This is a genomic window from Streptomyces sp. SID13031, from assembly GCF_010548305.1.
In the GTDB taxonomy this organism is placed as follows: Bacteria; Actinomycetota; Actinomycetes; order Propionibacteriales; family Kribbellaceae; genus Kribbella.
Window position 1 is genome coordinate 71,598 of record NZ_JAAGLV010000004.1, and the last position, 26,341, is coordinate 97,938.

At 66.2% G+C, this 26,341-nt stretch carries 31 protein-coding genes and 1 tRNA gene; 13 read left to right on the forward strand and 19 right to left on the reverse strand.

Going from position 1 to position 26,341, the window contains the following annotated elements; genetic code table 11:
* Positions 1 to 8: 8 nt before the first annotated feature.
* The gene (locus G3I17_RS10045) at positions 9 to 839 is read left to right on the forward strand and encodes a uracil-DNA glycosylase (protein WP_164595692.1); all 831 of its coding nucleotides are present in this window, start codon (positions 9 to 11) and stop codon (positions 837 to 839) included.
* A gap of 197 nt (positions 840 to 1,036) precedes the next feature.
* Positions 1,037 to 2,344 carry an NAD(P)/FAD-dependent oxidoreductase gene (locus G3I17_RS10050; RefSeq protein ID WP_164595693.1) on the forward strand — a complete coding sequence of 436 codons (1,308 nt, stop codon included), beginning with the start codon at positions 1,037 to 1,039 and terminating at the stop codon, positions 2,342 to 2,344.
* Between the two features lie 60 nt (positions 2,345 to 2,404).
* Here the strand turns inward: G3I17_RS10050 and G3I17_RS10055 are convergent, their stop codons facing one another.
* The 3 genes from G3I17_RS10055 to G3I17_RS10065 form a co-directional block, all read right to left on the reverse strand.
* Positions 2,405 to 4,756: a GH92 family glycosyl hydrolase gene (locus G3I17_RS10055; protein WP_164595694.1), complete on the reverse strand. Its 2,352-nt coding sequence runs from the start codon at positions 4,754 to 4,756 to the stop codon at positions 2,405 to 2,407.
* 88 nt (positions 4,757 to 4,844) lie between these two features.
* Positions 4,845 to 5,510 carry a response regulator transcription factor gene (locus G3I17_RS10060; RefSeq protein ID WP_164595695.1) on the reverse strand — a complete coding sequence of 222 codons (666 nt, stop codon included), beginning with the start codon at positions 5,508 to 5,510 and terminating at the stop codon, positions 4,845 to 4,847.
* A complete protein-coding gene (locus tag G3I17_RS10065) occupies positions 5,507 to 6,631 on the reverse strand; it encodes a histidine kinase (protein ID WP_164595696.1) in 1,125 nt (374 codons plus the stop codon). The genes G3I17_RS10060 and G3I17_RS10065 overlap by 4 nt, the downstream gene beginning before the upstream one ends.
* Before the next feature lie 103 nt (positions 6,632 to 6,734).
* Here G3I17_RS10065 and G3I17_RS10070 point away from each other — a divergent pair, with 103 nt between their 5' ends.
* From G3I17_RS10070 to G3I17_RS10085, 4 genes are all read left to right on the forward strand, one after another.
* Positions 6,735 to 7,241: an ACT domain-containing protein gene (locus tag G3I17_RS10070; RefSeq protein ID WP_164595697.1), complete on the forward strand. Its 507-nt coding sequence runs from the start codon at positions 6,735 to 6,737 to the stop codon at positions 7,239 to 7,241.
* 8 nt (positions 7,242 to 7,249) lie between these two features.
* The gene (locus G3I17_RS10075; RefSeq protein ID WP_164595698.1) at positions 7,250 to 7,813 is read left to right on the forward strand and encodes a peptide deformylase; all 564 of its coding nucleotides are present in this window, start codon (positions 7,250 to 7,252) and stop codon (positions 7,811 to 7,813) included.
* A gap of 178 nt (positions 7,814 to 7,991) precedes the next feature.
* Positions 7,992 to 8,072, forward strand: a tRNA-Leu gene (locus G3I17_RS10080).
* A 47-nt stretch (positions 8,073 to 8,119) separates the two neighbouring features.
* A complete protein-coding gene (locus G3I17_RS10085; protein WP_164595699.1) occupies positions 8,120 to 8,443 on the forward strand; it encodes a hypothetical protein in 324 nt (107 codons plus the stop codon).
* A 52-nt stretch (positions 8,444 to 8,495) separates the two neighbouring features.
* Here G3I17_RS10085 and G3I17_RS10090 read toward each other — a convergent pair whose 3' ends face one another.
* The 7 genes from G3I17_RS10090 to G3I17_RS10120 all read right to left on the reverse strand — a co-directional run bounded on the left by G3I17_RS10090 (position 8,496) and on the right by G3I17_RS10120 (position 12,442).
* Positions 8,496 to 8,954: an Imm1 family immunity protein gene (locus G3I17_RS10090; protein ID WP_164595700.1), complete on the reverse strand. Its 459-nt coding sequence runs from the start codon at positions 8,952 to 8,954 to the stop codon at positions 8,496 to 8,498.
* On the reverse strand, positions 8,947 to 9,678 hold the full coding sequence (locus tag G3I17_RS42055) for a DddA-like double-stranded DNA deaminase toxin (protein ID WP_203589993.1): 732 nt from the start codon (positions 9,676 to 9,678) through the stop codon (positions 8,947 to 8,949). Before G3I17_RS42055 ends, G3I17_RS10090 begins: the two co-directional genes overlap by 8 nt.
* 80 nt (positions 9,679 to 9,758) lie before the next feature.
* Complete coding sequence (locus tag G3I17_RS10100; RefSeq protein WP_164595701.1) at positions 9,759 to 10,019, reverse strand: hypothetical protein; 261 nt, start codon at positions 10,017 to 10,019, stop codon at positions 9,759 to 9,761.
* A gap of 96 nt (positions 10,020 to 10,115) precedes the next feature.
* Positions 10,116 to 10,457, reverse strand: coding sequence for a hypothetical protein (locus G3I17_RS10105; protein WP_164595702.1), 342 nt, complete (start codon positions 10,455 to 10,457; stop codon positions 10,116 to 10,118).
* Between the two features lie 138 nt (positions 10,458 to 10,595).
* Positions 10,596 to 11,339 carry a GntR family transcriptional regulator gene (locus G3I17_RS10110; RefSeq protein ID WP_164595703.1) on the reverse strand — a complete coding sequence of 248 codons (744 nt, stop codon included), beginning with the start codon at positions 11,337 to 11,339 and terminating at the stop codon, positions 10,596 to 10,598.
* Between the two features lie 69 nt (positions 11,340 to 11,408).
* Positions 11,409 to 11,609, reverse strand: coding sequence for a hypothetical protein (locus tag G3I17_RS10115; RefSeq protein WP_164595704.1), 201 nt, complete (start codon positions 11,607 to 11,609; stop codon positions 11,409 to 11,411).
* On the reverse strand, positions 11,600 to 12,442 hold the full coding sequence (locus G3I17_RS10120) for a phosphoribosylaminoimidazolesuccinocarboxamide synthase (RefSeq protein ID WP_164595705.1): 843 nt from the start codon (positions 12,440 to 12,442) through the stop codon (positions 11,600 to 11,602). The genes G3I17_RS10115 and G3I17_RS10120 overlap by 10 nt, the downstream gene beginning before the upstream one ends.
* Before the next feature lie 168 nt (positions 12,443 to 12,610).
* Here G3I17_RS10120 and G3I17_RS10125 point away from each other — a divergent pair, with 168 nt between their 5' ends.
* Positions 12,611 to 13,387, forward strand: a complete 777-nt coding sequence (locus tag G3I17_RS10125) for a hypothetical protein (RefSeq protein WP_164595706.1) — start codon at positions 12,611 to 12,613, stop codon at positions 13,385 to 13,387.
* A 450-nt stretch (positions 13,388 to 13,837) separates the two neighbouring features.
* On the opposite strand, the gene G3I17_RS10130 is transcribed toward G3I17_RS10125, so the two are convergent.
* The 3 genes from G3I17_RS10130 to G3I17_RS10140 all read right to left on the reverse strand — a co-directional run bounded on the left by G3I17_RS10130 (position 13,838) and on the right by G3I17_RS10140 (position 15,624).
* Positions 13,838 to 14,284, reverse strand: coding sequence for a hypothetical protein (locus G3I17_RS10130; protein ID WP_164595707.1), 447 nt, complete (start codon positions 14,282 to 14,284; stop codon positions 13,838 to 13,840).
* 548 nt (positions 14,285 to 14,832) lie between these two features.
* Positions 14,833 to 15,027, reverse strand: a complete 195-nt coding sequence (locus G3I17_RS10135) for a hypothetical protein (protein ID WP_164595708.1) — start codon at positions 15,025 to 15,027, stop codon at positions 14,833 to 14,835.
* 132 nt (positions 15,028 to 15,159) lie between these two features.
* A complete protein-coding gene (locus G3I17_RS10140) occupies positions 15,160 to 15,624 on the reverse strand; it encodes a GNAT family N-acetyltransferase (protein ID WP_164595709.1) in 465 nt (154 codons plus the stop codon).
* Positions 15,625 to 15,980: 356 nt separating this feature from the next.
* On the opposite strand from G3I17_RS10140, the gene G3I17_RS10145 reads away from it, so the two are divergent.
* Positions 15,981 to 16,400, forward strand: a complete 420-nt coding sequence (locus G3I17_RS10145; protein ID WP_164595710.1) for a hypothetical protein — start codon at positions 15,981 to 15,983, stop codon at positions 16,398 to 16,400.
* Positions 16,397 to 16,531, forward strand: a complete 135-nt coding sequence (locus G3I17_RS41570) for a hypothetical protein (RefSeq protein WP_275402425.1) — start codon at positions 16,397 to 16,399, stop codon at positions 16,529 to 16,531. Before G3I17_RS10145 ends, G3I17_RS41570 begins: the two co-directional genes overlap by 4 nt.
* On the opposite strand, the gene G3I17_RS10155 is transcribed toward G3I17_RS41570, so the two are convergent.
* Both G3I17_RS10155 and G3I17_RS10160 read right to left on the reverse strand, forming a co-directional pair.
* The gene (locus G3I17_RS10155; protein WP_164595711.1) at positions 16,528 to 16,959 is read right to left on the reverse strand and encodes a DUF4440 domain-containing protein; all 432 of its coding nucleotides are present in this window, start codon (positions 16,957 to 16,959) and stop codon (positions 16,528 to 16,530) included. The genes G3I17_RS41570 and G3I17_RS10155 overlap by 4 nt on opposite strands.
* Before the next feature lie 18 nt (positions 16,960 to 16,977).
* Positions 16,978 to 17,496 carry a DinB family protein gene (locus G3I17_RS10160; protein ID WP_343238256.1) on the reverse strand — a complete coding sequence of 173 codons (519 nt, stop codon included), beginning with the start codon at positions 17,494 to 17,496 and terminating at the stop codon, positions 16,978 to 16,980.
* A gap of 76 nt (positions 17,497 to 17,572) precedes the next feature.
* On the opposite strand from G3I17_RS10160, the gene G3I17_RS10165 reads away from it, so the two are divergent.
* The 3 genes from G3I17_RS10165 (at position 17,573) to G3I17_RS10175 (ending at position 19,981) form a co-directional block, all read left to right on the forward strand.
* Positions 17,573 to 18,337: a DUF4118 domain-containing protein gene (locus G3I17_RS10165; protein WP_203589994.1), complete on the forward strand. Its 765-nt coding sequence runs from the start codon at positions 17,573 to 17,575 to the stop codon at positions 18,335 to 18,337.
* Between the two features lie 258 nt (positions 18,338 to 18,595).
* Positions 18,596 to 19,435, forward strand: a complete 840-nt coding sequence (locus tag G3I17_RS10170; protein ID WP_164595712.1) for a Bax inhibitor-1/YccA family protein — start codon at positions 18,596 to 18,598, stop codon at positions 19,433 to 19,435.
* Between the two features lie 108 nt (positions 19,436 to 19,543).
* Complete coding sequence (locus G3I17_RS10175; protein WP_164595713.1) at positions 19,544 to 19,981, forward strand: VOC family protein; 438 nt, start codon at positions 19,544 to 19,546, stop codon at positions 19,979 to 19,981.
* Between the two features lie 99 nt (positions 19,982 to 20,080).
* On the opposite strand, the gene G3I17_RS10180 is transcribed toward G3I17_RS10175, so the two are convergent.
* Positions 20,081 to 20,329, reverse strand: coding sequence for a DUF4287 domain-containing protein (locus G3I17_RS10180; RefSeq protein WP_164595714.1), 249 nt, complete (start codon positions 20,327 to 20,329; stop codon positions 20,081 to 20,083).
* 88 nt (positions 20,330 to 20,417) lie between these two features.
* Complete coding sequence (locus tag G3I17_RS10185) at positions 20,418 to 21,446, reverse strand: SGNH/GDSL hydrolase family protein (protein WP_164595715.1); 1,029 nt, start codon at positions 21,444 to 21,446, stop codon at positions 20,418 to 20,420.
* Between the two features lie 77 nt (positions 21,447 to 21,523).
* On the opposite strand from G3I17_RS10185, the gene G3I17_RS10190 reads away from it, so the two are divergent.
* Positions 21,524 to 22,897: a cystathionine beta-synthase gene (locus G3I17_RS10190; RefSeq protein WP_164595716.1), complete on the forward strand. Its 1,374-nt coding sequence runs from the start codon at positions 21,524 to 21,526 to the stop codon at positions 22,895 to 22,897.
* Between the two features lie 665 nt (positions 22,898 to 23,562).
* Here the strand turns inward: G3I17_RS10190 and G3I17_RS10195 are convergent.
* Both G3I17_RS10195 and G3I17_RS10200 read right to left on the reverse strand, forming a co-directional pair.
* Entirely contained in the window at positions 23,563 to 25,029 is a 1,467-nt protein-coding gene (locus G3I17_RS10195) for an NAD(P)/FAD-dependent oxidoreductase (protein WP_164595717.1), read from the reverse strand.
* A 45-nt stretch (positions 25,030 to 25,074) separates the two neighbouring features.
* The gene (locus G3I17_RS10200) at positions 25,075 to 26,316 is read right to left on the reverse strand and encodes a lactate racemase domain-containing protein (RefSeq protein WP_164595718.1); all 1,242 of its coding nucleotides are present in this window, start codon (positions 26,314 to 26,316) and stop codon (positions 25,075 to 25,077) included.
* Positions 26,317 to 26,341 lie beyond the last annotated feature (25 nt).

Consider the following 26,341-nt stretch of genomic DNA (forward strand, 5'->3'; position numbering starts at 1 on the left):
CTGAGGGCATGAAGCTGCCGCACCCATTGACCGGCGACCTGTACGAGAGCCCGGTGCCGCCGGGGACGGGCTGGCCCGAGGACCCGGCGGCCCGTAGTACTGCGGTCGCTCACGATGCGGCGGAAGTCGTCAAGCTCGCGCAGACGGACGACCTGGCGGAACTCGACGCCAGGGTGTCCGTCTGTCGTGCGTGTACCCGGTTGGTCTCCTGGCGTGAAGAGGTTGCCCTAAGCAAGCGAAAGTCCTTTGCGGACCAGCCGTACTGGGGTCGCCCGATCGCCGGTTGGGGAGACCCTGCGCCGCGCGTGCTGATCGCAGGCCTCGCCCCAGCCGCGAACGGCGGCAACCGCACCGGCCGGGTCTTCACCGGCGACCGCTCGGGCGACTGGCTCTTCGCGTCGCTCTACCGGGTCGGCCTGGCCTCGCAACCGACCAGCGAGCACGCAGGCGACGGCCTGCATCTCCGAGGCGCCCGCATGATGGCCGCCGTCCGCTGCGCCCCACCCGCCAACAAGCCGACGCCGGACGAGCGCGACAACTGCTCCCCGTGGTTCCACGCCGAGCTGAAGCTGGTCCTGCCCTCCAGTCGGGCGATCGTCTGCCTGGGCAAATTCGGCTTCGACGTCCTCCTCAACGCGCTGCAGGCCGTCGGCGGCCAGGTACCGAAGCCCCGCCCCAAATTCGGCCACGCGGTCGAGTACGTCGTACCAGGCCCGTACGGCGAAGTCGCCGTCCTCGGCTGCTTCCACCCCAGCCAGCAGAACACCTTCACCGGCAAACTGACCGAGCCCATGCTCGACGCGGTGCTGGCCCGGGCGAAGGCGATCGCGGGGCTCTGAACTTGCGGTTGTGTTACCGCGGTGGTCGGCGCTAGGTCTGGGTGGGTGCAGGCGGCAGAGTAGGGGAGGTGGGAACCCCCGCACGGGGGATTCCCGGTGGGTGAGATCACCCGGAAGACGGCTTGTGAAAGTTTTCACGAGCCCGTTATGCTGAAGTGGACATGAAGTTGGAGCACCACTCAGGGAGAGTGAAGGCAATGGCAGCCCAGGTACCGCACATCCTCGTCGTCGGAGGCGGTTACGTCGGGATGTACACCGCGTACGGCCTGCGCAAGGCCGCCCGCCGGGGCCGGATCAGGGTCACCGTGGTCGACCCCCGCTCGGTGATGACGTACCAGCCGTTCCTGCCCGAGGCGGCAGCCGGTTCGGTGGAGCCGCGGCACGTCGTGGTGCCGCTGCGCAAGACGCTCAAGGGCTGCCGGGTGGTCACCGGCCGCGTGGTCGGGATCGACCACGACCGCAAGGTCGCCCAGGTGATGCCCGAGGAGGGCCCCGACTACGAGCTCGCGTACGACCAGGTGGTGATCGCGATCGGCTCGATCGCCCGGACGCTGCCGATCCCGGGGCTGGCCGAGGAGGCAGTAGGTTTCAAGAACGTCGAGGAAGCGATCGCCCTGCGCAACAAGGTGCTCGACCGGCTCGACGTGGCGTCGTCGCAGCCCGACCCGGAGCTGCGCAAGTCCGCGCTCACCTTCGTCTTCGTCGGCGGCGGGTATGCCGGGATCGAGGCGTTCGCCGAGCTCGAGGACATGGCCCGCTACGCCACCCGGTACTACGACAACGTCACGGCCGAGGACATGCGCTGGGTGCTCGTCGAGGCGACCAACCGGATCCTGCCCGAGGTCGGCCCGGAGCTCGGGCAGTACACCGTCGAGCAGCTGCGCAAGCGCAACATGGACATCAAGCTCGAGACCCGGCTGGAGTCCTGCGAGAAGGGCCATGTCGTACTGAGCGACGGCGAGGAGTTCGACGCCGACACGATCGTCTGGACGGCCGGCGTGAAGGCCAACCCGGCGCTGGCCCAGACCGGGTTCCCGCTGGACGAGCGCGGCCGGGTCAAGTGCCTGGCCAACCTCCGGATCGAGGGCGTCAACGACGCCTGGTCGGCCGGCGACAACGCCGCAGTACCGGACCTGACGTCCGAGACCGGCGCGTACTGCGCTCCGAACGCGCAGCACGCCGTGCGGCAGGCACGCCGCCTCGCGGCGAACATCCTCCGCGTGGTCGACGGTCAGCCGCCGCAGGACTACAAGCACAAGTACGTCGGCTCGGTCGCGAGCCTCGGCCTGCACAAGGGCGTCGCCCAGCTGTACGGCGTGAAGATCAAGGGCTGGCCGGCCTGGTTCCTGCACCGGACGTACCACGTGTCCCGCGTCCCCACCTTCAACCGCAAGGCCCGGGTCATCCTGGACTGGACCCTCGCACTCTTCTTCCGCCGCGAGGTCACCAGCCTAGGCAGCCTCCAAACGCCCAACGAGGAGTTCCGCAGGGCAACCGACTCCTGACCAACGCCTTACGTCCGAAGAAGTGAAGGTGACGTCCCTCCGCTTCTTCGGACATAAGCGTCAGCGGTCGAGGGGAGGGGCGCCCCAGGTCGTGGGGGTCGAACCCAGTTGCACGCTGATCCGGCCGCCGTCGGTGAGGAACGACTCCGGCAGCCAGGACTCGGCGCGTGACTTGCCGTTCAGGGTCAGCGATTCGACGTACTGGTTGGCGTCTGACGTCTCCGGCGCCTCGATGGTCAGCCGTACGCCGTTGCTGCGGTGCAGGTCGACCCGCGGGAACAGCGGGCTGCCGACCAGCAACTCGGCTCGGCCGGGGGTCTGCGGGAAGAGCCCGATCGCGGCGAAGACGTACCAGGCCGAGAGCGTGCCCAGGTCGTCGTTCCCCGGCAGACCCGACGGCCCGGTCCCGTAGACGGTGTCGACGATCTCGCGCGTGGTCGCCTGGGTCTTCCAGGCAACGCCGAGACCGTTGTAGAGCCACGGAGTGTGCAGGCCGGGCTCATTGGTCGGGTCGTACCTGAGCGCACCACCGCCCTTGACGGCCCAGTTGCCGGCGGCATCGTGGAAGAAGCCGTCGAGGCGCTCGACCGTGTTGCTGCCCATCAGCTCAGCTAGCCCCGAGACATCCTGCGGAACCATCCACGTGTACGTCGCGCTGGAACCCTGCGCGAATCCCACGTCGGTCGACGGCGTGAACCCGGCCTGCCAGCTGCCATCCGCCTTCCGTGCCCGCTGATACCCCACGGCCGGGTCGAAGGTGTTCTTCCACCAGGTACCGCGGTCGGCCAGGTCGGCCGTGGGCTTCCCGAGCCGCGATCCCCACTGGGCCAGGGAGAAGTCGGCCAGCGAGTTCTCCAGCGTCTCGGCGGCGCCACCCCAGCAGTGGCAGGCGTCCTGCGGTGCGTAGTGCTTCTGGAGATAGTTGTTCAGCGCGGGTCGTTGCCCAGTGCATTGCCCGGGGCAACCGCCGTCGAGCTCGGCCTCGGCGTTCTGAACTGTTGCCTGCCGCACCAAGGAGTCATAGGCGCCTTCGGCATCGAAGTTCTGTACGCCCATCGCCGCGAAGGTCGCCAGCGTCGGCGCCGCCGGGTCGCCGGTCATCACGTGCGTCGCGCCGTTGTTGTGCAGCCAGCGATCCCAGATCCCCTTGTTCTGCTGGGCGAACTGGTACATCGACTGCGCGAAGTCGCCCGCGATGTCCGGTTTCAGCACCGCGAGCAGCTGGATGTGCGCCCGGTACTGGTCCCAGCCGGAGAACGTCCCGTACTGCGCCTGCTGGCCCGGCGCGAGCTGGTGGATCTGCTGGTCCGTACCGAGGTAGTTGCCGTCCACATCGTTGAAGATGTTCGGCTGCAGCATCGCATGGTAGAGCGCGGTGTAGAAGGTGGTCCGCTGCGCATCACTGCCACCGTAGATGCGGGTGTTCTGCAGCTCGTTCTTCCACTGCCGATAGCCGTCGGCGGCGATCCGGTTGACGGTCGCGTCCTCACGAACCTCGGTGTCGAGGTTCTGCTCGGCCCCGGCGAGGCTCACGTAGGAGATACCGATCCGCATCTTCACTTTGGCGCCAGGGGCGAAGGTGACGTAGCCGCCGGAGCCGCGGCCGGCTCGGTCCGCACCGGTCGCGTAGCCCTCGCCGCCGGTGGTCTGGGTGCCGCCCGGGGTGACGGCCGCGTTCTTCCAGGTGCCGGTGGCAACGACCGGCTGGTCGAAGGAGGCGGTGAAGTACAGGCGGTAGTAGGTCTTGCGGTTGTTCGTACCGCCGTTCGCGCGCCGGCCGCAGAACGCTCCGGTGAGCACGGAACCGGTCACCTTGCGGTTGGCCGCGTCGATGCTGATCTCGGCGTCCTCGCTGCCGTTGAGCGAGTTCGACGTACGGAACAGCAGGTTGGGCTGGCCTTCGGTGGGGAAGGAGAAGTCGCCGACGCCCGCGCGGGTGGTGACCGCCAGGTCCGAGGTCACGCCGTTCGCCAGTTTCACGGTGTAGCGGCCGGGTTTGGCGACCTCGTCGGCGTGGCTGAAGTTGCTGGCGTACTTCGCGTCCTTGGTGTCCGCGGTCGGCGAGGTGTCCACCGCGCCGACGTACGGCAGGATCGGTACGTCCCCGGCGGCGCCCGGGTTGCAGCCCGCGCCGTTCACGTGGGTGAGGCTGAAGCCACGCACTCGCGTCGCGTCGTACTGGTAGCCGTTGGCCGCGCCGGTGCTGGTCTGGTCGCCGCGGGTGCTGGTCGGGCTCCACGAGATCATCCCGAACGGCCGGACCGCACCCGGCCAGGTGTTGCCGTCCCGCGCGGACCCGATCAACGGGTCGACGTACGCCGCCGGATCGACCACTGCTTGGTCTACGGCTGCTTGAGCCGGGAGAGCTGGTACCAACAGGGCCAGAGCGAGACCACCGACGAGCAAGCGCATGCCACAACCTTCCGGGGGCGGACGGAACCCCTAGAGGCTAATGCGCATGAGCATGGAGTGGCTATCCGGCAGAGTGAAGGATCGGTGATCAGCGGGTGTCGTCGAGGAAGCCGGCGTCGTGGACGAGCAGGGCGATCTGGACGCGGTTGTTGAGGTCCAGTTTGGTGAGGATGCGGGAGACGTGCGTCTTCACGGTCGGGATGCTGAGGTACAGGGTCGCGCTGATCTCGGCGTTCGACTTGCCCTCGCCGACGGCCACGGCGATGTCGCGCTCGCGGTCGTTCAGGTCCTTCAGACGCTGCACGGCCTTGTTCTTGCGCTGGTCCTGGCCCGAGGCCGCGACCCGGGTGATCAGCCGCTTCGTCACCCCGGGCGACAAGACGGGCTGCCCGCCCGCGATCCGGCGGACCGACTCGACGATCTCGGCCGGCGGGGTGTCCTTGAGGATGAAGCCCGCGGCACCCGCGCGGAGCGCGCGCAGTACGTGCTCGTCGGCGTCGAACGTGGTCAGGATGACGACCTCGGGCGCGCCCGGGCGCTTTCTGACGGCCTCGGTCGCGGTCAGGCCGTCCATACCGGGCATCCGGATGTCCATCAGCACGACATCGGGGGAGAGCCGGTCGATCAGGGCCTGGACGCCGCTGCCGTCGCCGGCCTCGCCGACCACGCGGATGTCCGGCGCGCCGCCGAGCATCAACTGCAGCCCGGCGCGCAGCAGCGGATCGTCGTCCACGATCAACACCCGAATGGTCATGCGGGCCACGGTAGCCAAGCGGCGAGCCTGAATTCGCCCTCGGGTGTCCGGCCGTGCTCGAGTCGCCCGTCGACGAGCTGGGCGCGTTCGGTCAGACCGATCAGACCCTGGCCGTCCCCGCGACGCGCCTGGCCGGCGGGATTGTGCAGCTCAACGGTCAGACCATTGCCCGGCGCACCGACCACCTTGACCCGGACCGGCTCGCCCGGCGCGTGCTTGAGCGCGTTCGTCAGCCCTTCCTGGACGATCCGGTACGCCGTCCGGCCGACGTGCTCGGGAAGGTTGCCGGGAGCATCGAATTGCAGCTCGACCGGGAGCCCGGCTTTGCGGGAGTCCTCCACCAGCGCGGGGAGGTCCGCGAAGCTCGGCTGCGGTAGCTCGCCGACCGGCGCGCGTAGTACGCCGATCACCTCGCGAAGGTCCTGGAGCGCCTGGTGGGCGCTGGCGCGGATGATCTCGGCGGCACTGGCGACCTCCGTCGGGTTGGCGTCCGGGCGGTAGGCCAGGGCGCCGGCGTGCACGCTGAGCAGGGAGAGCCGGTGGCCGAGCACGTCGTGCATCTCGCGGGCGATCTCCTCGCGGGCTCGCAACTGGCCACGCTCGGCCTGCAGGAGCGCCATCGCCTCGGCCCGGTCGGCGCGGTCGCGGAGGGTCTGCAGCAATTGGCGGCGGGAACGGAGGTACAGGCCCCAGCCGGCCAGAGCGGCGTAGAAGAGGATCGCCCAGAGAGCGGTCTCCTGGACCGACTCGGCCTTGTCGCGGACCAAGAGATAGATGGCCAGGCTCACCGCGTTGACACCGAACATGGCGAGCGTCGTCCGCCAGGGGCGGTAGATCGCCACCGTGAGGATCAGCATCAGGGTCGCGGGGCCGGCTGTGTCCGAGAACGTCGAGATCACTGCCCCGATGACCGTCAGCTGCACCGGCCAGCGGCGCCGGAACCAGAGCGCCAGGCACAGCGCCATACCGGCGATGAAGTCGAGGTCGAGCAGCCAGGACGGAATCGGGTCGTTCCTGCCGCCGTCGTACAGGACGAGGCCGACGAGGACCGCGAGGGTGAAGCTGAGGCTGTCGACGACCCAGTCCCGGGCGCTGCGTCGAGGACCTTCGGAACCGGCCATGGGACGAATCTAGCGCCGTTCCCGGCCGCTTCGGGGTGGATCGCGGCGTCCGGATACCGAAGTCGGGTCTGGTCGAGACTTTGGTCCGGGTAGGTTTTCGCCCATGAGTCAGCTCGCAGTCACCGTCATCGGCCCGGACCGCCCGGGCATCATCGCCGACGTCACCGAGGCGCTCGCCCAGACCGGCGTCAACCTCGAAGACTCCACGATGACGCTCCTGCGCGGGCATTTCGCGATGATGATCGTCTGCTCGGGGCCTTTCGCTGAGGTGCGCGAGGCCCTGGAGCCGCTGCGGGGGGAGCTCGTCATCACAGTGCGTGAGATGGGGCCGGAGCTGGCGCACGCGCCGATCGGGGCGCCTTTCATCTTGAGCGTGCACGGCGCGGATCGGCCGGGGATCGTGTCCGCCGTGACCCGGATGATCGCGAGCGTCGGCGGGACGATCACCGACCAGACGACGCGGCTGAGCGGCTCGCTGTACGTGCTGACGGCCGAGGTCGAGCTGCCGGCCGGGGCGGAGCTGGGAATGCTCCAGCGCGCATTGGAGATCACCGCCGAGGAGCTCGGAGTCGGAGTCACACTGCGCCCGGCCGAGAGCGACGATCTGTGAGCTCTCCCGTGACCGCCCACCTGAACCAGACGCTCGCCAGCTGGAGCCCGGCTCAACTTGGTCTCACAGGCGACGTACTGGAGGTCGTCCAGGCCCCTCACCCTGTACTAGCCACCGAGGGCGCGTCGGTGGATCCACTGGATCCGGTGATGGTCGCCTTGGCCGCTGACCTGGTCGCCACGATGCGCATCTCGCCCGGCTGCGTGGGACTGGCGGCACCCCAGGTCGGCGTCGCAGCCCAGATGTTCGCCCTCGACGTGACCGGCCACCCCAAAACCCGCACCTGCCACGGCGTCTTCGTCCTCTGCAACGCGGTAATCGTGGAGGCCACCCGCCAGGAGAAGGCCCGCGAAGGCTGCATGTCAGTCCCCGACCTCACTGGCGACGTAAAGCGAGCCACCCGCCTGACCATCACCGGCACCCTCCCCGGCACCACAGCCGAACTGACCCTCACCACAGACGCCTTCGAAGCCCGAGCCCTCCAACACGAAATAGACCACTGCTCCGGAGCCCTCTTCCTAGACCGAGTAGCCGGCGCCCACGCCATCTACCCCCGCAAGGTCTACCTGTAGCTCGGCAGGGGCCGGACGGCCATCACACACCAACTCGCCCGGTTGCCGCCTCCCCACGCTCAGGGATGCCTTCGAACCCGACTCTCCAGTTGGTTGGTGTGTGGCGGCGATCCGGGGTTCCGTGCTTACCCTGTGTCCGTGGCCGGGATCTACTTGTAAGGTGCTCTTTTGGTCGCAGGCCCGGGTGGCGGAACGGCAGACGCAGCGAGCTTAAACCTCGCAGCCGAAAGGCATACGGGTTCGAATCCCGTCCCGGGCACAACGACAGCTGGCCTGTGCAGACCCCTCGACTGTCAGACTGATCAGATGGATGACCAGCACCCTGAGGCCCCAGCTGCCGACACCCAGGCGGGCCGTGCTGGGGTTGTGCGTGAGCTGTTCGACATCAACACCTTCTACGCCGCGGGTAAGCCGGGTCGGCTTCGCTGGTACGCCATCCGCCTGGGACTCTTCGTGCTCGGCAGTGGAATCGGCTGGATCCTCTGGCGGATCATCGACGCTGACTCCGCAGGCGGCCGTTCGTTCGGAGAGCGCCTGCTCACCAACGCCTACCTCTGGACCTGTCTGATCGCCACCGCCTTCTACGCGATCCACGACCGCCGAACACGTCGCCAAAACCCCAAGGGCTGACTGATCTCGAATCCTGTCGGGGCACCGGCACCAAATGAAGGATTGCGCAGGATCAGGCGATATCAGCAGGCCAGGCTGACCACTCAAGGGATGTCGGTCGGCCCCCGCCGGTCTGGACGAATTCTCCGATGGCTCGACGCACATCCTCGAGCGAGACCTCAGAATCCTGTGGCCAGCCCTCGTCATGCCCCTGGTAGTAGAAGAATGCTTCTTCGCGTTGGCTGGGGCTTCCCGGGACGTACCAGACGCCGCGGGCAGTCCCGTCGTCACCGGCGTACCGAATGCCGCCCACCTTGGCCTCGGCGTCGATACCGATGCGCAGCTCGTGGTCACGGACACCGGACTCCAACAGCGGCCGCGCCTCGCTGTAAAGCGCGACAACCGAGTTCTCGAACGGCTCAGCCAAGACCGCGTCGACCAGCGCGTCGACATCGGCCGCCGAAGTCAGGAGCGTGGGACCTGCGCCGTTCTTGTAGAAGGCCCTCACAGTCGCTGCCATGTCGTCACCCATCCTGTTCCGTACCGAGGTAGGTCCGCTTGAATCCAGCCGGTCCGTAGACGGTCAAACTACCGCCCGCCGGGAGGAACCGGCTCAGCATCTGATCACAACCAAGGTCACCGTCACACGGCCTCTTGTTGATCGCAATCGTCTCGTCCTTGAGCCCGCGTTCACGCATCATCAGCGCGAATTTGATCTCGACATGCGCCGAGATCGCCAAGGTATGCGGCGGGTCGCCCAGCTCCTTATCCAACGCCAGGCGGTCTGCCATCTCTCGATACCTGTCGATGCCGCTGAGCAAGGGCTGTTCGTTCCCATCGGCGTCTCGCCAGAGGCCACTGGTCTTCTCCCGATGGCCTCGACGCTCAACGCGTACCGGCAGCATCCGAAACAGACCCCAGGCGTCTTCATCACTGATCGTGGGACGCGACCGCTCGGTTCCCGGGCTTGGCTTGTCGCCTGCCTGGGGGGCCTGCTTCGGATTCTTCCCCTCTGAGACCCGTTCATCGTCTCGCTGGCCCTCCGCCGGCGTCCGGCGTCCGGCCACCATTTGGGCGGCCCAGTCCTGTGCTTTTGGCCGTACCTGAGCCAGGTAGTGAGCTGCCTCTTCGCAGCGACTGGCGGCCTCGTCCAGTTGTATTGCGGCCATCTGTGCTGCCGGGTTGTTCGACATGTGCCCGACATAGCCTGCTTTCTCCCGGCACCTCTGAGCCATCCGCGCGAGGTAGTCGGCCACGCGAGGTGTCTCGTCCAGTGCAGTTAGCAGCGCCTGGGCGACCCGCTGGAGTTCGGACGGCATTTTCGTGCCTTCGACGGCTAGATCTGGTCGGCATAGCTTCGGCAGCCTTGTGCGGCGATCTGGAGGGATTCCACGGCTTGTTCGAGCGAACGTCCGGCGGCATCCAGGAGTTGGGAGATGTCGCGGTCGGCGCCGGTGGCTGATCCGGCGATCAGGGCTTGGACCTGCGCTCCGGTCTGGCCGAACTTCTGCCGGAAGCCTCCGAGGCTTCCGGCGCCTTGCTGGGCTTCGGTCGTCAGTTGGTACAGCTGGGCTTTCAGTCTTTGGATATCGGACATGGGCGCCTCATTCGAGTGCGGTTGCTGTGGGCAACTAGATGAAGGTGGAGCGGCGGGTGGACGCAGGTGCAGGGACCGGTACGCCCACCCGCCGGCTTAGTGGCTCCAGTCGAGGCCGGCGGCGACGAAGACCTGGGCGCCAGTTGCGCGTTCGAACGTGAGCTTGACGGCGAGCGGGGCGCCGAGAACAGCGAAGTGCAGCATGCTCGGAAGTACGACGGCCGAAGCCTGGTCCTGGCTGATGGCTTGAACCAGCGCTTCGAACGCGGCGGGCGTGGACTCTCGTTGCTCGATGAAGACCGTCCCCATCGTGAAGCCCTCGGCGAAGGCATAGTCGACGAGCCGTGCTTTGACGCCAACCAGTTCGTCTTCGGTCATGAGTAGGTGCTGCCGGATATAGCCGAGAACAAGGGGTTTGGTGCGGTCCGCGTCGGTCATCGCACAGCCGTTCGTCGGGGGAGCTGCAGAGGTTGGCGCTCCGGGTTAAGTGTTCTAGTTCAGAGCCTAGAACACTTCGATCATGACTACAACCCGTCATGAGGGATCGCGTGGTGGGTGTTTGGTCCGGGTGCGGGACTAGTCGCCGAGGCGTCCGCGGTAGGTGACTCGGCCGAAGGTGATGCTTTCGCCGTACTCGAGCACGTCGCCGGCGTCGTCGTAGACCCAGTTGCGGCCAACGAGGATGAGATCGCCTTCGTCAAGGCCAAGCTCAGCTGCTTGCTCTGTGGTGGCCGCGGCGGGTTCGAACTGGTCCTGCCAGGCGTCGATGGTCCGCTTGAGTGTGTTCGCGACGTAGGCGAAGGTACCTTCGCGGATCCGCTCGGTGCTCAGTAGCAGCGGAGCGCTCTTGGCCAGATCGCCTTTGAAGTAGGAGGTCGAGGCGGAGATCGGCTTGTCGTCGGCGCGGTAGGTGATCCGCACGCGGCGAATCACGGTGCTCCCGACTTTGAGTCCCAGTGCGTCCGCGACCTGCTCGGTGGCCTTGCCTAGCGCGGCGTGGGTGATCTTGGCGTATTGACCGGTCGGGTAGACCTTGCCGGTACGCCGAGACTTGTCCACACGGTCATTCGCGGCCCGGCCGCGCTCTTCCTCGGTCGTGACGATGCTCCCGACGCCACGCTCGGGCCTGACGTATCCCTCGGCCCGCAAGCTGGTCAACGCCCGCTGGGCGGTCGCGATCGCCACTCCGTAGTCGCGCATCAGCGTCCGTACGGACGGCACGCGATCGCCGGCCTGCAGTTCACCGTTGGAGATCCGAGTACGGATCGCATCGGCAATCTGCAGGTACGGCGGCGCGGGGCGTACCAACTTCGGGGGCATGACGAAACCTCAAACTCTTCAATCGGTGTTCTAGAACACCGCAAGCATAGGTGGACCTTGCGCGAAGGTCTAGTAATCGTCCCGCGCGTTGACCCGGTCGACGCTCAGTCCGGTCGCCGCGACCGATCGGGAGATCTCGACATCCGCCGGGTCCGGCTCCGCGCCCTGCTCCTTCGCGGCCAGCAGCCGGTGGTGAACCTTCTGCAGTTCGAGTACCTCGCTCAGGCGAGCCTCTTGGATCTCATCCCAGGTCGCCACGGTCAGTCCCATTTCAGCCCGGTGATGCGCTCGTACATCGCCACATAGCGAGCCCGAGTCTCGTTGACGACCTCTGCCGGAATCTCAGGGCCCGGGGGAGTCTTGTCCCACGTCCCCAGATCCCGTGCCCAGTCCCGCACGTACTGCTTGTCGAACGACACCTGTCGCTGCCCAGGCTTCCAGTCCTCGTCGCGCCAGTACCGCGACGAATCCGAAGTCAGCACCTCGTCGGCAAGGACAAGCGTCCCGTCCTTCGCCAGCCCAAACTCGAACTTCGTGTCAGCCAGGTGGACCCCACGGCCGGCCGTGATCTCGGTAGCCCGCGCGAACAGCTCGAGCGTCTTCGCCTCAAGCGTCTTCGCCAACTCCGGCCCGACAGCCTCCGAGACCTCTTCGAAGGTCATCGGTTCGTCATGCCCGTCCTCAGGCGCAGTCTTCGTGGTCGGCGTGAAGACCGGCTGCGGAAGCTTGTCGCCCTCACGCAACCCCGGGGGTATCGACACCCCAGAGATCTTCCCGCTCTCCTGGTAGGCCTCCCACCCAAGCCCAGCAAGGTATCCACGGGCGATGCACTCAACCTGAATGATGTCGACCTGCTGCACCCGAACAGCCCGACCCTCAAACTCAGCAGGCACATCGGTAGCCGAGATCACGTGGTTGGGCATCACGTCCTTGAGTTGCTCAAACCACCACAACGACAGACTCGTCAGCAACTTGCCCTTGTCAGGCACCGGCGTAGGCAACACCACGTCGTAGACCGACACCCGATCAGTCGCAACGAGGATCACCTCCCCGGGCCGATCGCTGTACACATCCCGAACCTTGCCCCGATGAAGAAGCTCCACGTCACTGTTCTAGCACACCCGGTCCGTCCAGCCGAGGTTGCCTCCAAGAATGTCTCGTTACGCAGCGTATTGACACCTATGAGTCAAACTGACAGCCTCGTCTCGATCTCGTGGGGGGATCTCGCGCATCGCCTTGCGCCGTTGTAGAAGACTGCCAATGGGGGGCACATGGGGACCGAGTTCATATTTCTCCTTGTTTCGGGGTTCACTGTTGTTTACACCCTGCTAAAAGACGCCCTTTCGGCGAGAGGTGACCGCAAAGTCGCAGAGGCTGTCGAGCGGAAGGAAAAGTCGCTCATCGAGAGGCTGGAGTCCGAAGCTCCGAGCGCGGAGGCAAGGCAAATCACTTGGGAAGGCCTGCCGGACGGCGACGCCCACGATAATGAGCTTCAAGCTTACGTCTCGAGCCTGGCTACACGAGTCACTCGCATGGAAACTGTTTCCGAGCGGCTTGAGGTCAGACGGCAAGCACTCCTTGAGACATATCACAATCAGGGCCTTTCGCAATCACGCGTCAGCTTCGGCTTCAGTATCACACTTGGTGTACTTGGGTTTGCAATCATTGCATACGCAGTGCTAACAAAGAGTCCGGAAATAGGCGCTTATGTGTCTGGTGTTGTTACCGAGGCTGTTGCGGCACTATTCTTCACTCAATCTAATCAGTCTCGTGAACTGATGGCGAGGTTTTTCGACAAGCTTCGTGATGATCGTCGCCTAGAAGAGGCTCTCGCCCTCGCTGACGGGATTAGTGATTCCAGACTGAAGTCGACCCTCCAGGCCCTTCTCGCGATGCAACTGATCGGCTCTGAGCACTCGCCGAGCGTTCTGCCAGGTTTCAACTCGGTAGATTCGGCATCACAGAACGCGAATTCCCCCAACACGGCGCTCAGTAACGTCGCGGCCGCCACCGAAAATGGCGCGACGCCATCTATGGCCACCGACTGACAAGTTTCTCCATGTCTTCAAGGCGGGCCCTTCAGGGCCCGAAAGCGCGCCGCCACCACAGGACCGGGGGAGCGGGGCAGCCTCCGGCTCCTCGCCTAAGGGCTCGTCGTCCCCGTTCGCCCGTTGGCTTGGCGCGCACGTGCCAAGGGTGCGGTCGTAGACAGCAGAACTCGCCATCGTCGATCGACACCCTGTCGGTTCATCTCCCTCGCCAATCGGCCGGCCACTGGCCGCCGTAATCCGGGGTGACTCGCCGTCTGATCCTGAGCTACCGCATCGTCCCGCTAGCAATCATGGGAGGGACGGTCCGGCCCGGCCCGCGTCAAGGGCGCCTGCGGCGTCGCTTCGCGATCGAGCGAGCTTGCCCCTGGACCCGCACCGAACCAGACCTAAGGTCGGCAGCTATCGGGACGATGCGGCAGGACTGACCGTGTGCTTGACACGTAACCGTCAAGCGGTACTGACGCCATCTCCGGGTTCACCTTCGACCGCCGCACGAGCAGCGACTGCGTATTCGTAGCGAGGGTCTACTTCTACAAGAGCTTCGGGACCTTGTTGAATGAGGTAGTCCCACCCGGCCACAACCTCTTGAAGGATCGCCGTGGCCAACTGACCTGGATCTGGTTTGAATGAGACGAAGGGTCCAAACAGACCGCTGGGAAGGCGAAGCTGATCATCTTTCGGCTCACCAGTCGTCGGATCAACGAGAACCGGAATCGAGACCCACCGCTTGCCGTCCAGAGATGTGAGCAGATATGAGTCGATATTCGTCCTCACCCGAAGCACCGTCAGTCCGCCATCGAATCGAACAACTTCGGGGTCAATCACTGACGCGTGCCGGTGAAGGACATCACAGGCCCTCATCATGAGCTTCACACCTGACGGGCGACCGAACACGAGGCCTCCTATGGCACTGAAGGTAGACATTTGCCGTTCCAGCCCTACCGAAGGCAAATATCACCCACGTTGCCCATGCCTGTCCACAACAGGTGGTAGCGGCTATCCGGCCGCGCGACGATACAGCAGCGAAGTACAGCAACCGGGGTGGCCAGCATGGTCTGCGGGGGTCGTTGACCGGCCAGCGGTCACGCTTGGATGGCCTGCCTTGACCGGGGTGCCCCGAGTTCGCAACGAGGCGCAGATAGTTGCAGTCGTAGTTGCAGTTCACCCGGATCCACGGGCGTCCGCTGACGTCCAACACTCGGAGCAGGAGTCTGAGGCGAACTATCACGAACGCAGACGGATGGGGGATGGGCGAACTTAAACCTCACAGCCGAAAGGCATGCGGGTTCGAATCCCGTCCCGGGCAGCACCGCGCCTCCCCCACCATGGCGCCGTCACCTGTGCGCCCCAGGGTTGTGACGGTGATCTGACGCCTTGCCGGGCATGATGTCCGCATGGGCATTCACGCCGAACTTGTTGGCTCCGACGGCGCAGCGACCCGGCTACCGGATCCATCCGGTGGCACGTTCGATTCCGCTGGCGACTTCGATGAGTTGATGCCGGGCGGTGCCACCGAATACCCGCTGCTCAGCCAGGTAGATCCGTTCGACGATACGAGCTTCTCCCCGGGTGATATGGATGCACTGCTCGCAGAAATTGATCGCCTCCTTGCTTCTGCCGACCGTGGTCCCCAGCACAGAGGACTTCTCCGTCTCCGTGCACTGGCATCGAGATGCCAAACCCTCCCCGAGAGCGCACTCCGGTTCGTTGGCGACTAGCAACGACTCTGAGGCGTGGTTGCAGTGGCGGTTGCAGTTCACCCCAGTTCCTCACTGATGGTCTCTCCGCTCGGTGCGCACGAGGCGTGGGTCTGTGGTTCGGCGCATCAGGCGCGACCCGCCGACGCCATCGGTGAAGCCCCAGCGGCGGTAGAACGGGACTAGGTCTGGTTGGCAGATCAGTTCGATGCTTCGTACGTCGGTCAGGCGTGGGTGTTGGACGACGGCGTCCATGAGGGCGGCGCCGAGGCCGGAGCCGCGGAAGTTGTTGTGGACGACTACGTCGAGGACCATGGCGAGGTAGGTGTAGTCGGTGAGGACTCTGGTGAATCCGGCCAGCTGGTTTGTCGGTTCGTGGATGAACGCCAGTACCAGGTCTGACTCCTGCAGCATCTGAGTGATGTCATCCGGGGCGCGGTCCGCCATCCACCAGGCTGAGCTGAACAGGTCCATCAATTGGGGCAGCCGCTCCGCCTCGACCGCCTCTTGCGCGACGATTCCTCCGACTCTTGTCATTTGCTCATGCTGACAAGTCCAGCGTGGGCGACGGCCGTTATCGTGCGTTTCATGTGTGCCTCGCAGGTTTGGGATCGGCTGGGTGGTGGTTGGTGAGTCGGCGGGTTCGGTACTACGGGTCGTGTCCTGAGTGTGGGCATGACTGGCGGGAGCATCCGGGTGGTGTGTTCGGGGAGCCGGGGGATGGGACTTGTGGCGAGTGTCAGTACGAGTTCTCGCATGGTCAGCGTGAGAGCGATGCGGAGGCTTGCCGCCTTCCGGCATCCGCGGTGCGGCCGATGGTTGTCCCGGCTCGGGCCCGGCGTTGGTGGAGGAGGAGGAGGAGGAGGAAGGCCGTCGCCTCGGGTTCATCGGGCGTGATCACCGAGATCGTTGGGGTTTCGGACGATCCGCGGCACGGGGTCGCAAGTGGCGGGTCGGGGCTTTATGAGTTCTGGAGCGCGGACGGCGTACCGGTGTACTTGCATGACACGACGTTGGTGAGTGTGTTGTGGGAGCCGGTACTACGTGGGCTCGGCCTGCGGTTTGCGGGGGATGGCGCGGCGAGCGTGGCTATGCGGTTCGAGGGTGTGGTGATCCTCGAGTGGAGTCAGGACAACGAAGGGCTCGATGATGCTCCGGATGAGGTTGCCGGGCAGGTTTCGGAGTTCTCGTATGACGGGGGCGACGGGTTCGAGCTCGTCACTGCCCAGTCGGTCGTCGGATTCACGGCGACGCGGGTGTCCGTTTCCGCCGAGCCTGTACGTCGTACCGGTGACGAAGGGAGTGGAACGTGAAGGTGATCGTGGCGCACGAGACGCTCGACGGCTGGCGGAAGATTTCGCCGGTGCCGTCGGAGCGCTTCGAGATGCTCGACGTCCAGGTGCTCAAGCACGAGGTCTCCGGGACCAGGGGGCCGTTCGACTAGATCGTCAGGCCGGGCCGCTCGTCGTCCCAGGCTGCGGCGGAGATACGCCAGCCTTCCGTAGTACGGATGAACTGGATCGTCTTCATCCCACGGCCGGTGAACGCGACGCCATCCTGCACGCCTTCCTTGGCGTAGCTGCCCCACCAGTGGGCGATATCGCCCCAGATCTCTGTACGTCCGCCAAGTGCCCATTCGTGGAAGTCGACCAAGGTCCCGCCCTCGAGCAACGCCTGCCGGGGAGCGATGAAGTCGTCGACCCCGTAGACGGCGGGCTCCCCACCACAGGTCCGCACGATGACAGCCTCGGGGACGAACAGCCTCCGCAGTACGTCGAGCCGCTCGGCAGTCCCGTCCCCGGAGGTGAATGCCGTGAAGAACGCATCCACCATTCCCTCGAGCTCAACACGGTCGGCGATCGAATCGGTCATGCGCTCGATCGTAGAGGCCTACTCGCCGGTGGAGCCGTCGATGGACTCTCGGAGGAGGTCCAGGTGGCCGGCGTGGCGGGCCGTTTCCTCGATCAAGTGGGTCAGCGCGTAGCGGAGGTTGAAGGTCATACCCTCGCCCTGTGCCGGGTCGTCGAGGGAGGCGGCTGCGGCGGTGATCGAGCGGGAGCGGGCGCACTCGGCCTGATAGACAGCGACCAGGGCCGGGAGGGTGTCGCCGGCGGCGAGTGCGAAGTTGCCATGCGGGTCGTCGTCGGTCCACGGCCATTCGACATCCTGAGCGGCGAAGTCGATCGCGAACCAGAACCGCTCAACCCCGGTCAGATGCTTCACGAGCCCCGCAGGAGTGAGCGTGGAGGCGGTGACCGGGTGTCCGAAGGCCTGCTCATCCGTCAGTCCAGCAACCTTGTTCACCACGGTATCCCGCAGAAAATCGAGCATCCCGCTCAACGTCTCGCGCTCACCGGCGGATTCCGGCGGGCGGACTCGTTCGACGGGCTGGACTGCATCGGAGGACACCGGGACAGGCTAGTGGCCGGTAGGGGAATCGGGGTGACTTTGTCAGAGTCTGGTGAGAAGCGTTGATTGTTGGGCTGTGGCGCGCGTCAATGGAGGGGTGGAGAGCTACCGCGGTCCAGTCGTCACAACGGCTGTCGTTCTTCCTCTGGTCGTTTGTGCGGTCCTGATCCCGTTCCGGAACAGTTTCGACAACGCGAACGCCGCCCTGCTACTGGTACTCGTCATCGTGGCGGTCGCAGCCTTCGGGATCCGGCCGGCCGGAGTGGTCGCGGCTGTGTCCAGTGCGGTCTGGTTCGACATTTTCCTGACGGTTCCCTACAACCGGCTGACCATCGACGACCGGGGCGACATCGAGACCACGGTCCTCCTGGTGGTGATCGGCCTTGCCGTCACCGAGATCGCGATCTGGGGCCGTCGGCAACAAGCTAGGGCGAGCCGGCAAAGCGGGTATCTGGCCGGGGTGATGACGGCCTCCGGCGCGGTTGCCGTCGGTGGCTCCGCCGACGAGCTGATCGAGCATGTGAGTGCAGAGCTGGTCACGGTGCTGGGTATCGACAAGTGCCGCTTCGTCACCGGTGAGCAGCGTCCCGGTACGCCGCAGCTGAACCATGACGGGTCCGTGAGCCGCGGTGAGCACCTTCTCAAGGTGGAGCGCGATGGTCTCCCGACGAACTCCGAGATCGAGCTGGTCGTTCAACACGGCGGCGTCCCTCGCGGACGGTTCCTGCTGACTGCGGCGGCGCGACTGGTCCGTCCGGATCTCGAGCAGCGGCTGGTTGCGGTGGCCCTGGCCGACCAGGTCGGTGCCGCGCTGGCGTCACGCGACGCCGCAGCCAAGTAGCCCCTCCCAAGACTGGCCTGCGGGAAGAACCACATCCTGGGTGGCCATCGGTTACGGCGTCGTACTTGCCCATACAGGTACGACGCCGCACCGCGTCCGGGGCCGACCCGAAGCCCACCTCGTCCGAGAAGTTGGGTTATGCAACCGCTTCCAGCGTTGGGATATCGCTTGGGGAACACCTGGGTCATCCTCAGGCGTTGTTAAGGGTGGGCCCGTAGTATCTCGGTACGACCCACAGTGGGTTATCAGGAGGATGACATGCAGAGCAGTAACCCGGTCCTGAACCGGTCGAGTGCATTTGCGCCTGGCCAAGGCCAGGCCTATCCCGGGGCCGCTCCGTACGGTCAGCCGGGTCAATACGGTCAGCCCGGCCAGTACGGCGGTGCCGGTATGCCGCCCCAGCAGTACCAGGGGGCGCCCGCCAACAGCCGTCCGATGACATTGGACGACGTGATCGTCAAGACCAGCATCACGCTGGGTGTCGTCGTGGCAGCCGCTGCGGTGTCCTGGAACGTGGTTCCGGATCGTCTGGTGACGCCGGTGTTCCTGGCCGGTGCGCTGCTGGCGTTCGCGCTCGCGATGGTGCTGTCGTTCTCGCGCAAGATCAACCCGGCACTGGTGATCGTCTACGCCGCCGCCGAGGGTGTTTTCCTCGGGATCTTCAGCAAGTTCATCGCCGGCTACGTCGGTAGCTCCGATGTCATCGTGCAAGCCGTCCTGGCGACCATGGTGACGTTCGCGCTGACTCTGGCGACGTACAAGTACTTCGCGATCAAGGTGACGCCACGCTTCACCAAGATGGTCATGATCGGCACGATGGCCTTCGCCGGCGTGATCCTGATCAACTTCGTCGCCAGCCTGCTCGGGTTCCACACCGGTATCGGCGGGTTCGGCGCGATGGGTCTGCTGTTCGCCGCGATCGGCGTCGGCCTGGCCGTGTTCAACCTGATCCTCGACTTTGACATGGTCGAGCAGGGTGTCCGCGCCGGAGCCCCGCAGCAAGAGGCCTGGCGGGCCGCGTTCGGCCTGACCGTCACGCTGGTCTGGCTGTACGTGAACCTGCTGCGGATCCTCGCGATCCTCCGCGGTAGCAACTAGCAGCCAGCTGACCAACGAGGCCCGGTTCCTTCAGGTGGAGGAACCGGGCCTTCGTCATGCCCAGCTCCGGTACGAGGCTCTGTCGGTGCGCCCTGCGATGGTGGGCAGATGACAACGAGCTGGACGATGACGATCGACTGCGCCGACCCGGCCCGGGTGGCGCGCTTCTGGAGCACGGCTCTGGGGTACGTCGAGGCCGATCCGCCAACCGGGTGGAGCACCTGGGAGAACTGGCTGGTGGATCACGGCGTGCCGGAGGACGAGTGGGGCGATGGGGCGAGCCTGGCCGATCCGAGCGGCGTACTGCCGTCGATCACGTTCATGAAGGTGCCTGAGGCCCGTACTGCGAAGAACCGGCTGCACCTCGACCTGCAGGTGAGCGGAGGACGCGACAAACCGGCAGAGGTGCGCGAATCCGCCATCAGGCAAGAGGTTGCGCGACTCATCGACGCCGGCGCGACGGTTGTGCACGAGGTCGCGCAGAACGGCGTACTGGATCACTTCTGGATGGCCGATCCCGAAGGCAATGACTTCTGCGTCGTCTAGAAGTCCTTGGGAACAAGGGCGACCCAGAAGCAGCGAAGGCCTGCCCCTCCACCTGAAAGGGCAGGTCTCCGGCAAATATTCAGTCTCCTGTTCGGCTCGTCAGCCCATTCGCCTGTGCGCTTTGACCAGGTCGTATTCATGGACGATGGCTGTGGCGTGCCCGTGAGCGAGGGCGTACTCGCTGGAAAGCCATCTCACCCTGTCATCGAAGCGCAGGAACGACGGTCCGTCGTTCATCAGGCTGAACCACTCGGCCATCTCACGTCCAGTGCACCGGGGCACCTTCTCCACCAGACGTTGGTGCGTCTCCTCGGAGTGGTTCAAGCCCATCTTCGCCTCCCGTTTCATCGGGGTTCTCGCGTAGTCATTCGACTGTGCATCAGGAAAACGCCGTGTGCAAGACCCTCTTCATGAAAGTCATCGCTCAGCGGACGCTCTATTTCCCAACAGGCACAGCGTCCGTGGCGTCGGTACTGCCTTCTTCGACGCGCTCGACCTCGACCTCCGGGTGCCGGCGGCGATGCCGCAGTTGCGCCCAGCGACCACGGGGACCGCGCTCGTGACCGGCCACCTTGGCGGCGGCCACCTCCGTACCGGCCGTGCGGACCGCCTTGACGGCGGCCTCCGCGATCGGCAGCACCGCTTCGCCACGGAACAGCTCGGGTTGCACGAAGGACTCCGGGCCGACCCCGACGGAGGCGGCGACCGATGGCAGCAGGGCGGCCGCCGCAGCGGCGTACCCGGTTACTGAGGGGTGGAAGTTGTCCGGGCCCCACATCGACGGGTTGGTGCGGAAGGCCTCGCTCAGCAGTGAGCCCATCGACACCGTGCGGCCACCGGCCTCGACCACGCTGATCGTCTGGGCGGCAGCCAGTCGCTGGCTCCAGGACCGGGCCACCTGCCGCAACGGCGGCATGATCGGCCGGACGACGCCGAGGTCCGGGCAGGTACCGACCACGACCTCGCAGTTCGCGGCGCGGAGCCGGCGTACGGCGGAGTCGAGCAACCGGACCGACGTCGACGGCGGTACCTGCGACTTCACGTCGTTGACGCCGATCAGGATCGCGGCCACGTACGGGCCGGCGAGTAGTGCGTTGTCGACCTGGCCGGCCAGGTCGATGGACTTGGCCCCCGTTCGCGACACGTCGACGAGCCGGACCGGACGCTTCGCCAGCTCGGCGAGACCGCAGGCCAGCAGAACGCCGGGGGTCTCGTCGGGGGAGGAGGTGCCGTATCCGGCCGCGCTGGAGTCGCCGATCATCGCGAGCGTGATCGGACGACCTGGGTACCGACCGTACAGACCGTCGCCCCTGGTCGGGTGAGCCTTCATCGGACCGATGACGCGCTTGGCGTACCGCGCTTCTGCGGTCAGCACGCCGTACAGCGTCGCTCCGATCAGTCCGAGTCCCCCACCACCGAAGGCTGCGGCCTGGGCCAGTTTCTTGGCGGCCCTGGCTTTTCTCATACCCCCAGGATTACACGCTGTGACACCGAAGCAAGCGAAATAGCGCTCCGACGCGCTCGTCCCATACAGTGAGATTCGTGCGCTACGTAGAATCACTCCTGGACCTGGTCGGCAACACGCCGCTCGTGCGGCTTTCGAAGACCACTGACGGTGCCAAGCCGCTGGTGCTCGCGAAGGTCGAGTACTTCAACCCGGGCGGGTCCGTGAAGGACCGGATCGCCAAGCGGATGATCGAGGCCGCGGAGGCCTCGGGCGAGCTCAAGGCGGGTGGCACGATCGTCGAGCCGACCTCCGGCAACACCGGCGTCGGGCTGGCGATGGTCGCTCAGGCCAAGGGCTACAAGTGCGTCTTCGTCTGCCCGGACAAGGTCAGCGAGGACAAGCGCAACGTGCTCAAGGCGTACGGTGCCGACGTGGTCGTCTGCCCGACCGCGGTCGCGCCGGAGCACCCGGACTCGTACTACAACGTCTCCGACCGGCTGGTCCGCGAGATCGACGGCGCCTGGAAGCCGAACCAGTACGCCAACGTGAACAACCCGCTGTCGCACTACGAGTCGACCGGGCCCGAGCTCTGGGAGCAGACCGAGGGCAAGATCACCCACTTCGTAGCGGGCGTCGGTACCGGCGGGACGATCAGCGGCACCGGTAAGTACCTCAAGGAGGTCTCCGGCGGGCGCGTGCAGATCATCGGCGCCGACCCGGAGGGTTCGGTGTACTCCGGCGGCAGCGGCCGGCCCTACCTGGTCGAGGGCGTCGGCGAGGACTTCTGGCCGGAGACGTACGACCGCGACATCTGCGACCGGATCATCGAGGTCTCCGACGCCGACTCGTTCGCGTTGACGCGGCGGCTGGCGCGCGAAGAGGCGATGCTCGTCGGCGGGTCCGCCGGGATGGCGGCCGCGGCGGCGATCCGGCTGGCTCAGGAGCTCGACGACCCGGACGCTGTCATCGTCGTCCTGCTGCCGGATGGTGGGCGCGGGTATCTGACCAAGGTGTTCAACGACGACTGGCTGGCGCAGTACGGATTCCTGGCGCACGAGCGGCAGGGGGCGACACTGGGCGAGGTGCTCGCGCGCAAGGACGGCAGTCTGCCGCCGCTGGTGCACACCCACCCGCACGAGACGATCGCCGAGGCGGTCGAGATCCTGCGGGAGTACGGCGTCTCCCAGATGCCCGTGGTACGGGCGGAGCCGCCGATCATGGCGGCCGAGGTGGCCGGCTCGGTGTCGGAGCGGACGTTGATGGACGCCCTGTACTCCGGGAAGGCGCGGCTCGCGGATATCGTCGAGCTGCACATGGATGACGCCCTGCCGTCACTGGGCGCGGGGGAGTCGGTCACGAAGGCGGTCGAACTGCTGGAAGGCCGGGATGCCCTGATGGTGCTGGACGACGGGAAGCCGGTGGGCGTGCTCACCCGGCAGGACCTGCTCGGTCACCTGTCCGTCGGCTGACTCCCTGTGCTGGTTGTCATCGGTCCACCACGGTGGGGACGATGGCGATCAGGACCGTGAGGAGAATGCCGAGCACGATCGCTGCTGACCCGAGAATCTGAAGGATTTCCATACCTCAAGAGTCCTTCGGCAATCGGCTCTGACCATCGGTCTCAGGACCGGTCTTGCAGTCCACCCGGGGTAGCAGAACCCCTTGTGTCCCTCATACTTCCGTTGCCTCAAGCAATAGAAACGCCGACGCCGGCCGCTCCTGTGGGGACGGCCGGCGTCGGCGTTTCAGATTGCATGCTCCACGACCGACGAACCCCCCGAGGGCTCTTCGGGTGTGGGGCGGCCGCACTCGAGCGCTCGGTGGTGGGCGCCTGGCTTACCACCGGGGCGCTGAGGGTGGGGAGGGCGCCCGGGCTCGAGTGCGGGGCTGGGTCAGCGGTCTACGACGGTCGGGATGATGGCGATCAGGGCGGTGATCACGACACCGCCGACGATGACGACTGCGCTGAGGATCTGGAGGAGGTTCATGCTTCAAGGATGCGCCGGTCGCGCCTGGAAAGCGTCGGTCCAAAGTCCTGTCTTCGTCTCCACCCATAGTCGTACGCCGACCCCGGCCGCCTCCTACTCCAGTACTCCGGGACGCCCCAGGGGCAGCCTCAGGGCAGCTCGCCGGGCTAGTGGGTGATGACGAAGTCGGCGGGGTTCAGGCGGCGGGTGCGGCGCCAGTAGGACGTGGTGAAGTCGGGCCAGCTGGTCGAGTTGCGGCCCTGGGCGTCGATGTACCAGTTGGTGCAGCCGGTCTGCCAGACGGTGTCGCCCAGGTCGTCCTGGGTCTCGCTGATGAACCGCTCCTGCGCCTCCTCGCGAACCTCGACCGTCAGCCCGTTGCGCCGCCGGAGCAGGTCGAGCGCCTGCATCACGTACCGGACCTGTGACTCGATCATGAACACCATCGACGAGTGCGCGAGCCACGTGTTCGGGCCGGCCAGCAGGAACAGGTTCGGGTAGCCGGCGACCGCGATACCGAGGTGCGCGCCGATCCCGTTCTGCTTCCAGCTGTCCGCCAGATCGACGCCGTCGCGGCCGAGGATGCCGAGCCGGGTCAGGTTGGCGAACACCTCGAACCCGGTCCCGAGCACGATCGTGTCGCACTCGCGCTCGGTCCCGTCGTCGGTGACCACGCCGGTCGGCGTGACCCGGGTGATCCCGCTGGTGATCACGTCGACGTTGTCCCGGGTCAGCGCCGGGTAGTACTCGTTCGAAAGGAGGACTCGCTTGCAGCCGATCTGGTAGTCGGGCGTCAGCTTCGCCCGCAGGACGGGATCGGTGATCTGCTTGCGGAGGTGACGCTTGGCCTGGAGCTCGAGCCCCTTCATCAGCTTCGGGTTGCCCCCGAAGCCGGCCCCGCGCGCCTCCAGCCCCCAGTAGATGATGTCGCGGATGGCCCGCTGCCCGGCCGGGAAGCGCGAGTGCAGAGCCCGCTCGAGCGACCCGATCGCACGGTCCGGCTTGGGCGTGACCCACGGCGCGGTCCGCTGGTACAGGTCCACCTGCGCGGCTTGCTCGGCCACCGGCGGCACGAACTGGATCGCGGAGGCGCCCGTCCCGACGACGGCCACCCGGCGCCCGGTCAGGTCGTGCTCGTGGTCCCACTCCGACGAGTGGAACGCCTTGCCTGCAAAGGAGTCAAGGCCGGCGATGTCGGGGAGCTTGGGCTTGTGCAGGCCGCCCACGCCGGTCACCAGTGCCTGCGTTTCCAGCGTCTCGGTGTCGTTGAGGGTGACCGTCCAGTGCCCGGTCGCCTCGTCGAAAGCGGCTTCGGTGACGTCGGCGCCGTACCGGATCTTGTCCGCGATCCCGTACTTCGTGGCGCAGTGCTCGAGGTAGGCGAGGATCTCGTCCCAGGGCGCGAACATCCGGGTCCAGTGCGGGTTCTGCTCGAACGAGAAGGAGTACAGGTACGACGGGACGTCGCAGGCGCAACCGGGGTAGGTGTTGTCCCGCCAGGTGCCGCCGAGGCGATCCGCCTTCTCCAGGATGACGAAGTTCTCGCAACCGGCCTGGCGGAGCTTGATGCCCATACAGAGGCCCGCGAATCCGGACCCGACGATCGCGACCTCGACCTGTTCGATAGCAGCCATAGCAGCGAAGGTTACCCGCCAGTCAGGTCTGTGTCAGGGTCGCTGTCAGCGGAGTCTGTGCAGGATCTCGCCGGCGTTGGGGAGGACCAGGGTTTCCGGGTCGTTCTCGTACTGCGCCAGGTCGAACTCCGCCGGATCCAGGTACCCGAGATTGGCGCCCCGGACGACGTCCGCCGGAATCCCCGTCGCGAGCGTGACGTCGACCCGGCAACGCTCGCCGTCGACCGGATCCCAGCTACCCGCGCCGCGGAGGTGGGTCGAGTGGGCGAGCACTCCCCAGTGCATCGAGCGGAACTTGTCCCACTGGCCGAGGAAGTAGTCGCGGCAGTGGTACCCGATCTGCTCGATCTCCGGGTGCATCGCGGCCAACTGGGTCACGTGCGGCGCGTACAGGATGACCTCGCCGCCATCGGCCACGATCGGCTCGACCTTGTAGAAGCCCTTGGCGGCTGTCCAGATGTCCTGGTAGCGCGACGGCATGAGCGACACGACCCGGCGTACCGGCCGGTCGAGGTAGCGGACGTGGGTCTCGGCGGAGACCGCCGCGGCTGCTTGCCAGGAGGAGGCGGTGTCGCCGAAAGCCACGGCGTGCAAGGCGTTCGTACCGGACTGGGCGACGACGCTGAGGGCGAGCTTGTCGGCCGGGATGAGGGCGGCGGCCTCGTTGATCAGAGCGCGGACCGGGGTGATGCCCGGCGTACCGATGATGCCGGCGCTGGTGATCAGGGCGCCGAGCCAGTGGGACAGGTCGATGACCTCCTGGCCGGCGACGCCCGGGAAGAAGTACTTGTTGCCGCCGGAGAAGCCGACCACCTCGTGCGGGAAGACCGGGCCGACGACGAGGGCGACGTCGTGCTCGACGACGGCCCGGTTGAGACGGACCGGGACCTCCTCGTGGAGCAGGCCGCCGGAGATCTCGCCGATCCGGTCCGCGCTGATCGTGCCGAGGTCGACGAAGGTCTCCTCCTTCCACCATTCGTGGTTGAGGACCTCGTACTCACCGCCGAGATGGGTCGCCAACTCGGCCGGTGACATCTCGGCATGGGTGCCGAGGGCAACCAGTACGGTCAGCCGGGAGACCTTGCCGGTGAGTGCGCCGTGGACCGCGTCCAGCAGGAGCGGTAGCGGGCAGCTCCGGGTCGCGTCGGGGACGATCACGCAGACGCTGCGCCCGTCGAGCCCCGCACCGCCCAACTGCTCGCGGATGAAGGCGCGGACGTCCTCATCGGCCAGGACCTGCCCGGGCCCACCCAGCACTGCTGCAGTCTGCGCATCGGTGACGGTCATGGGATCAAGCTTATCGGTAAGCGGT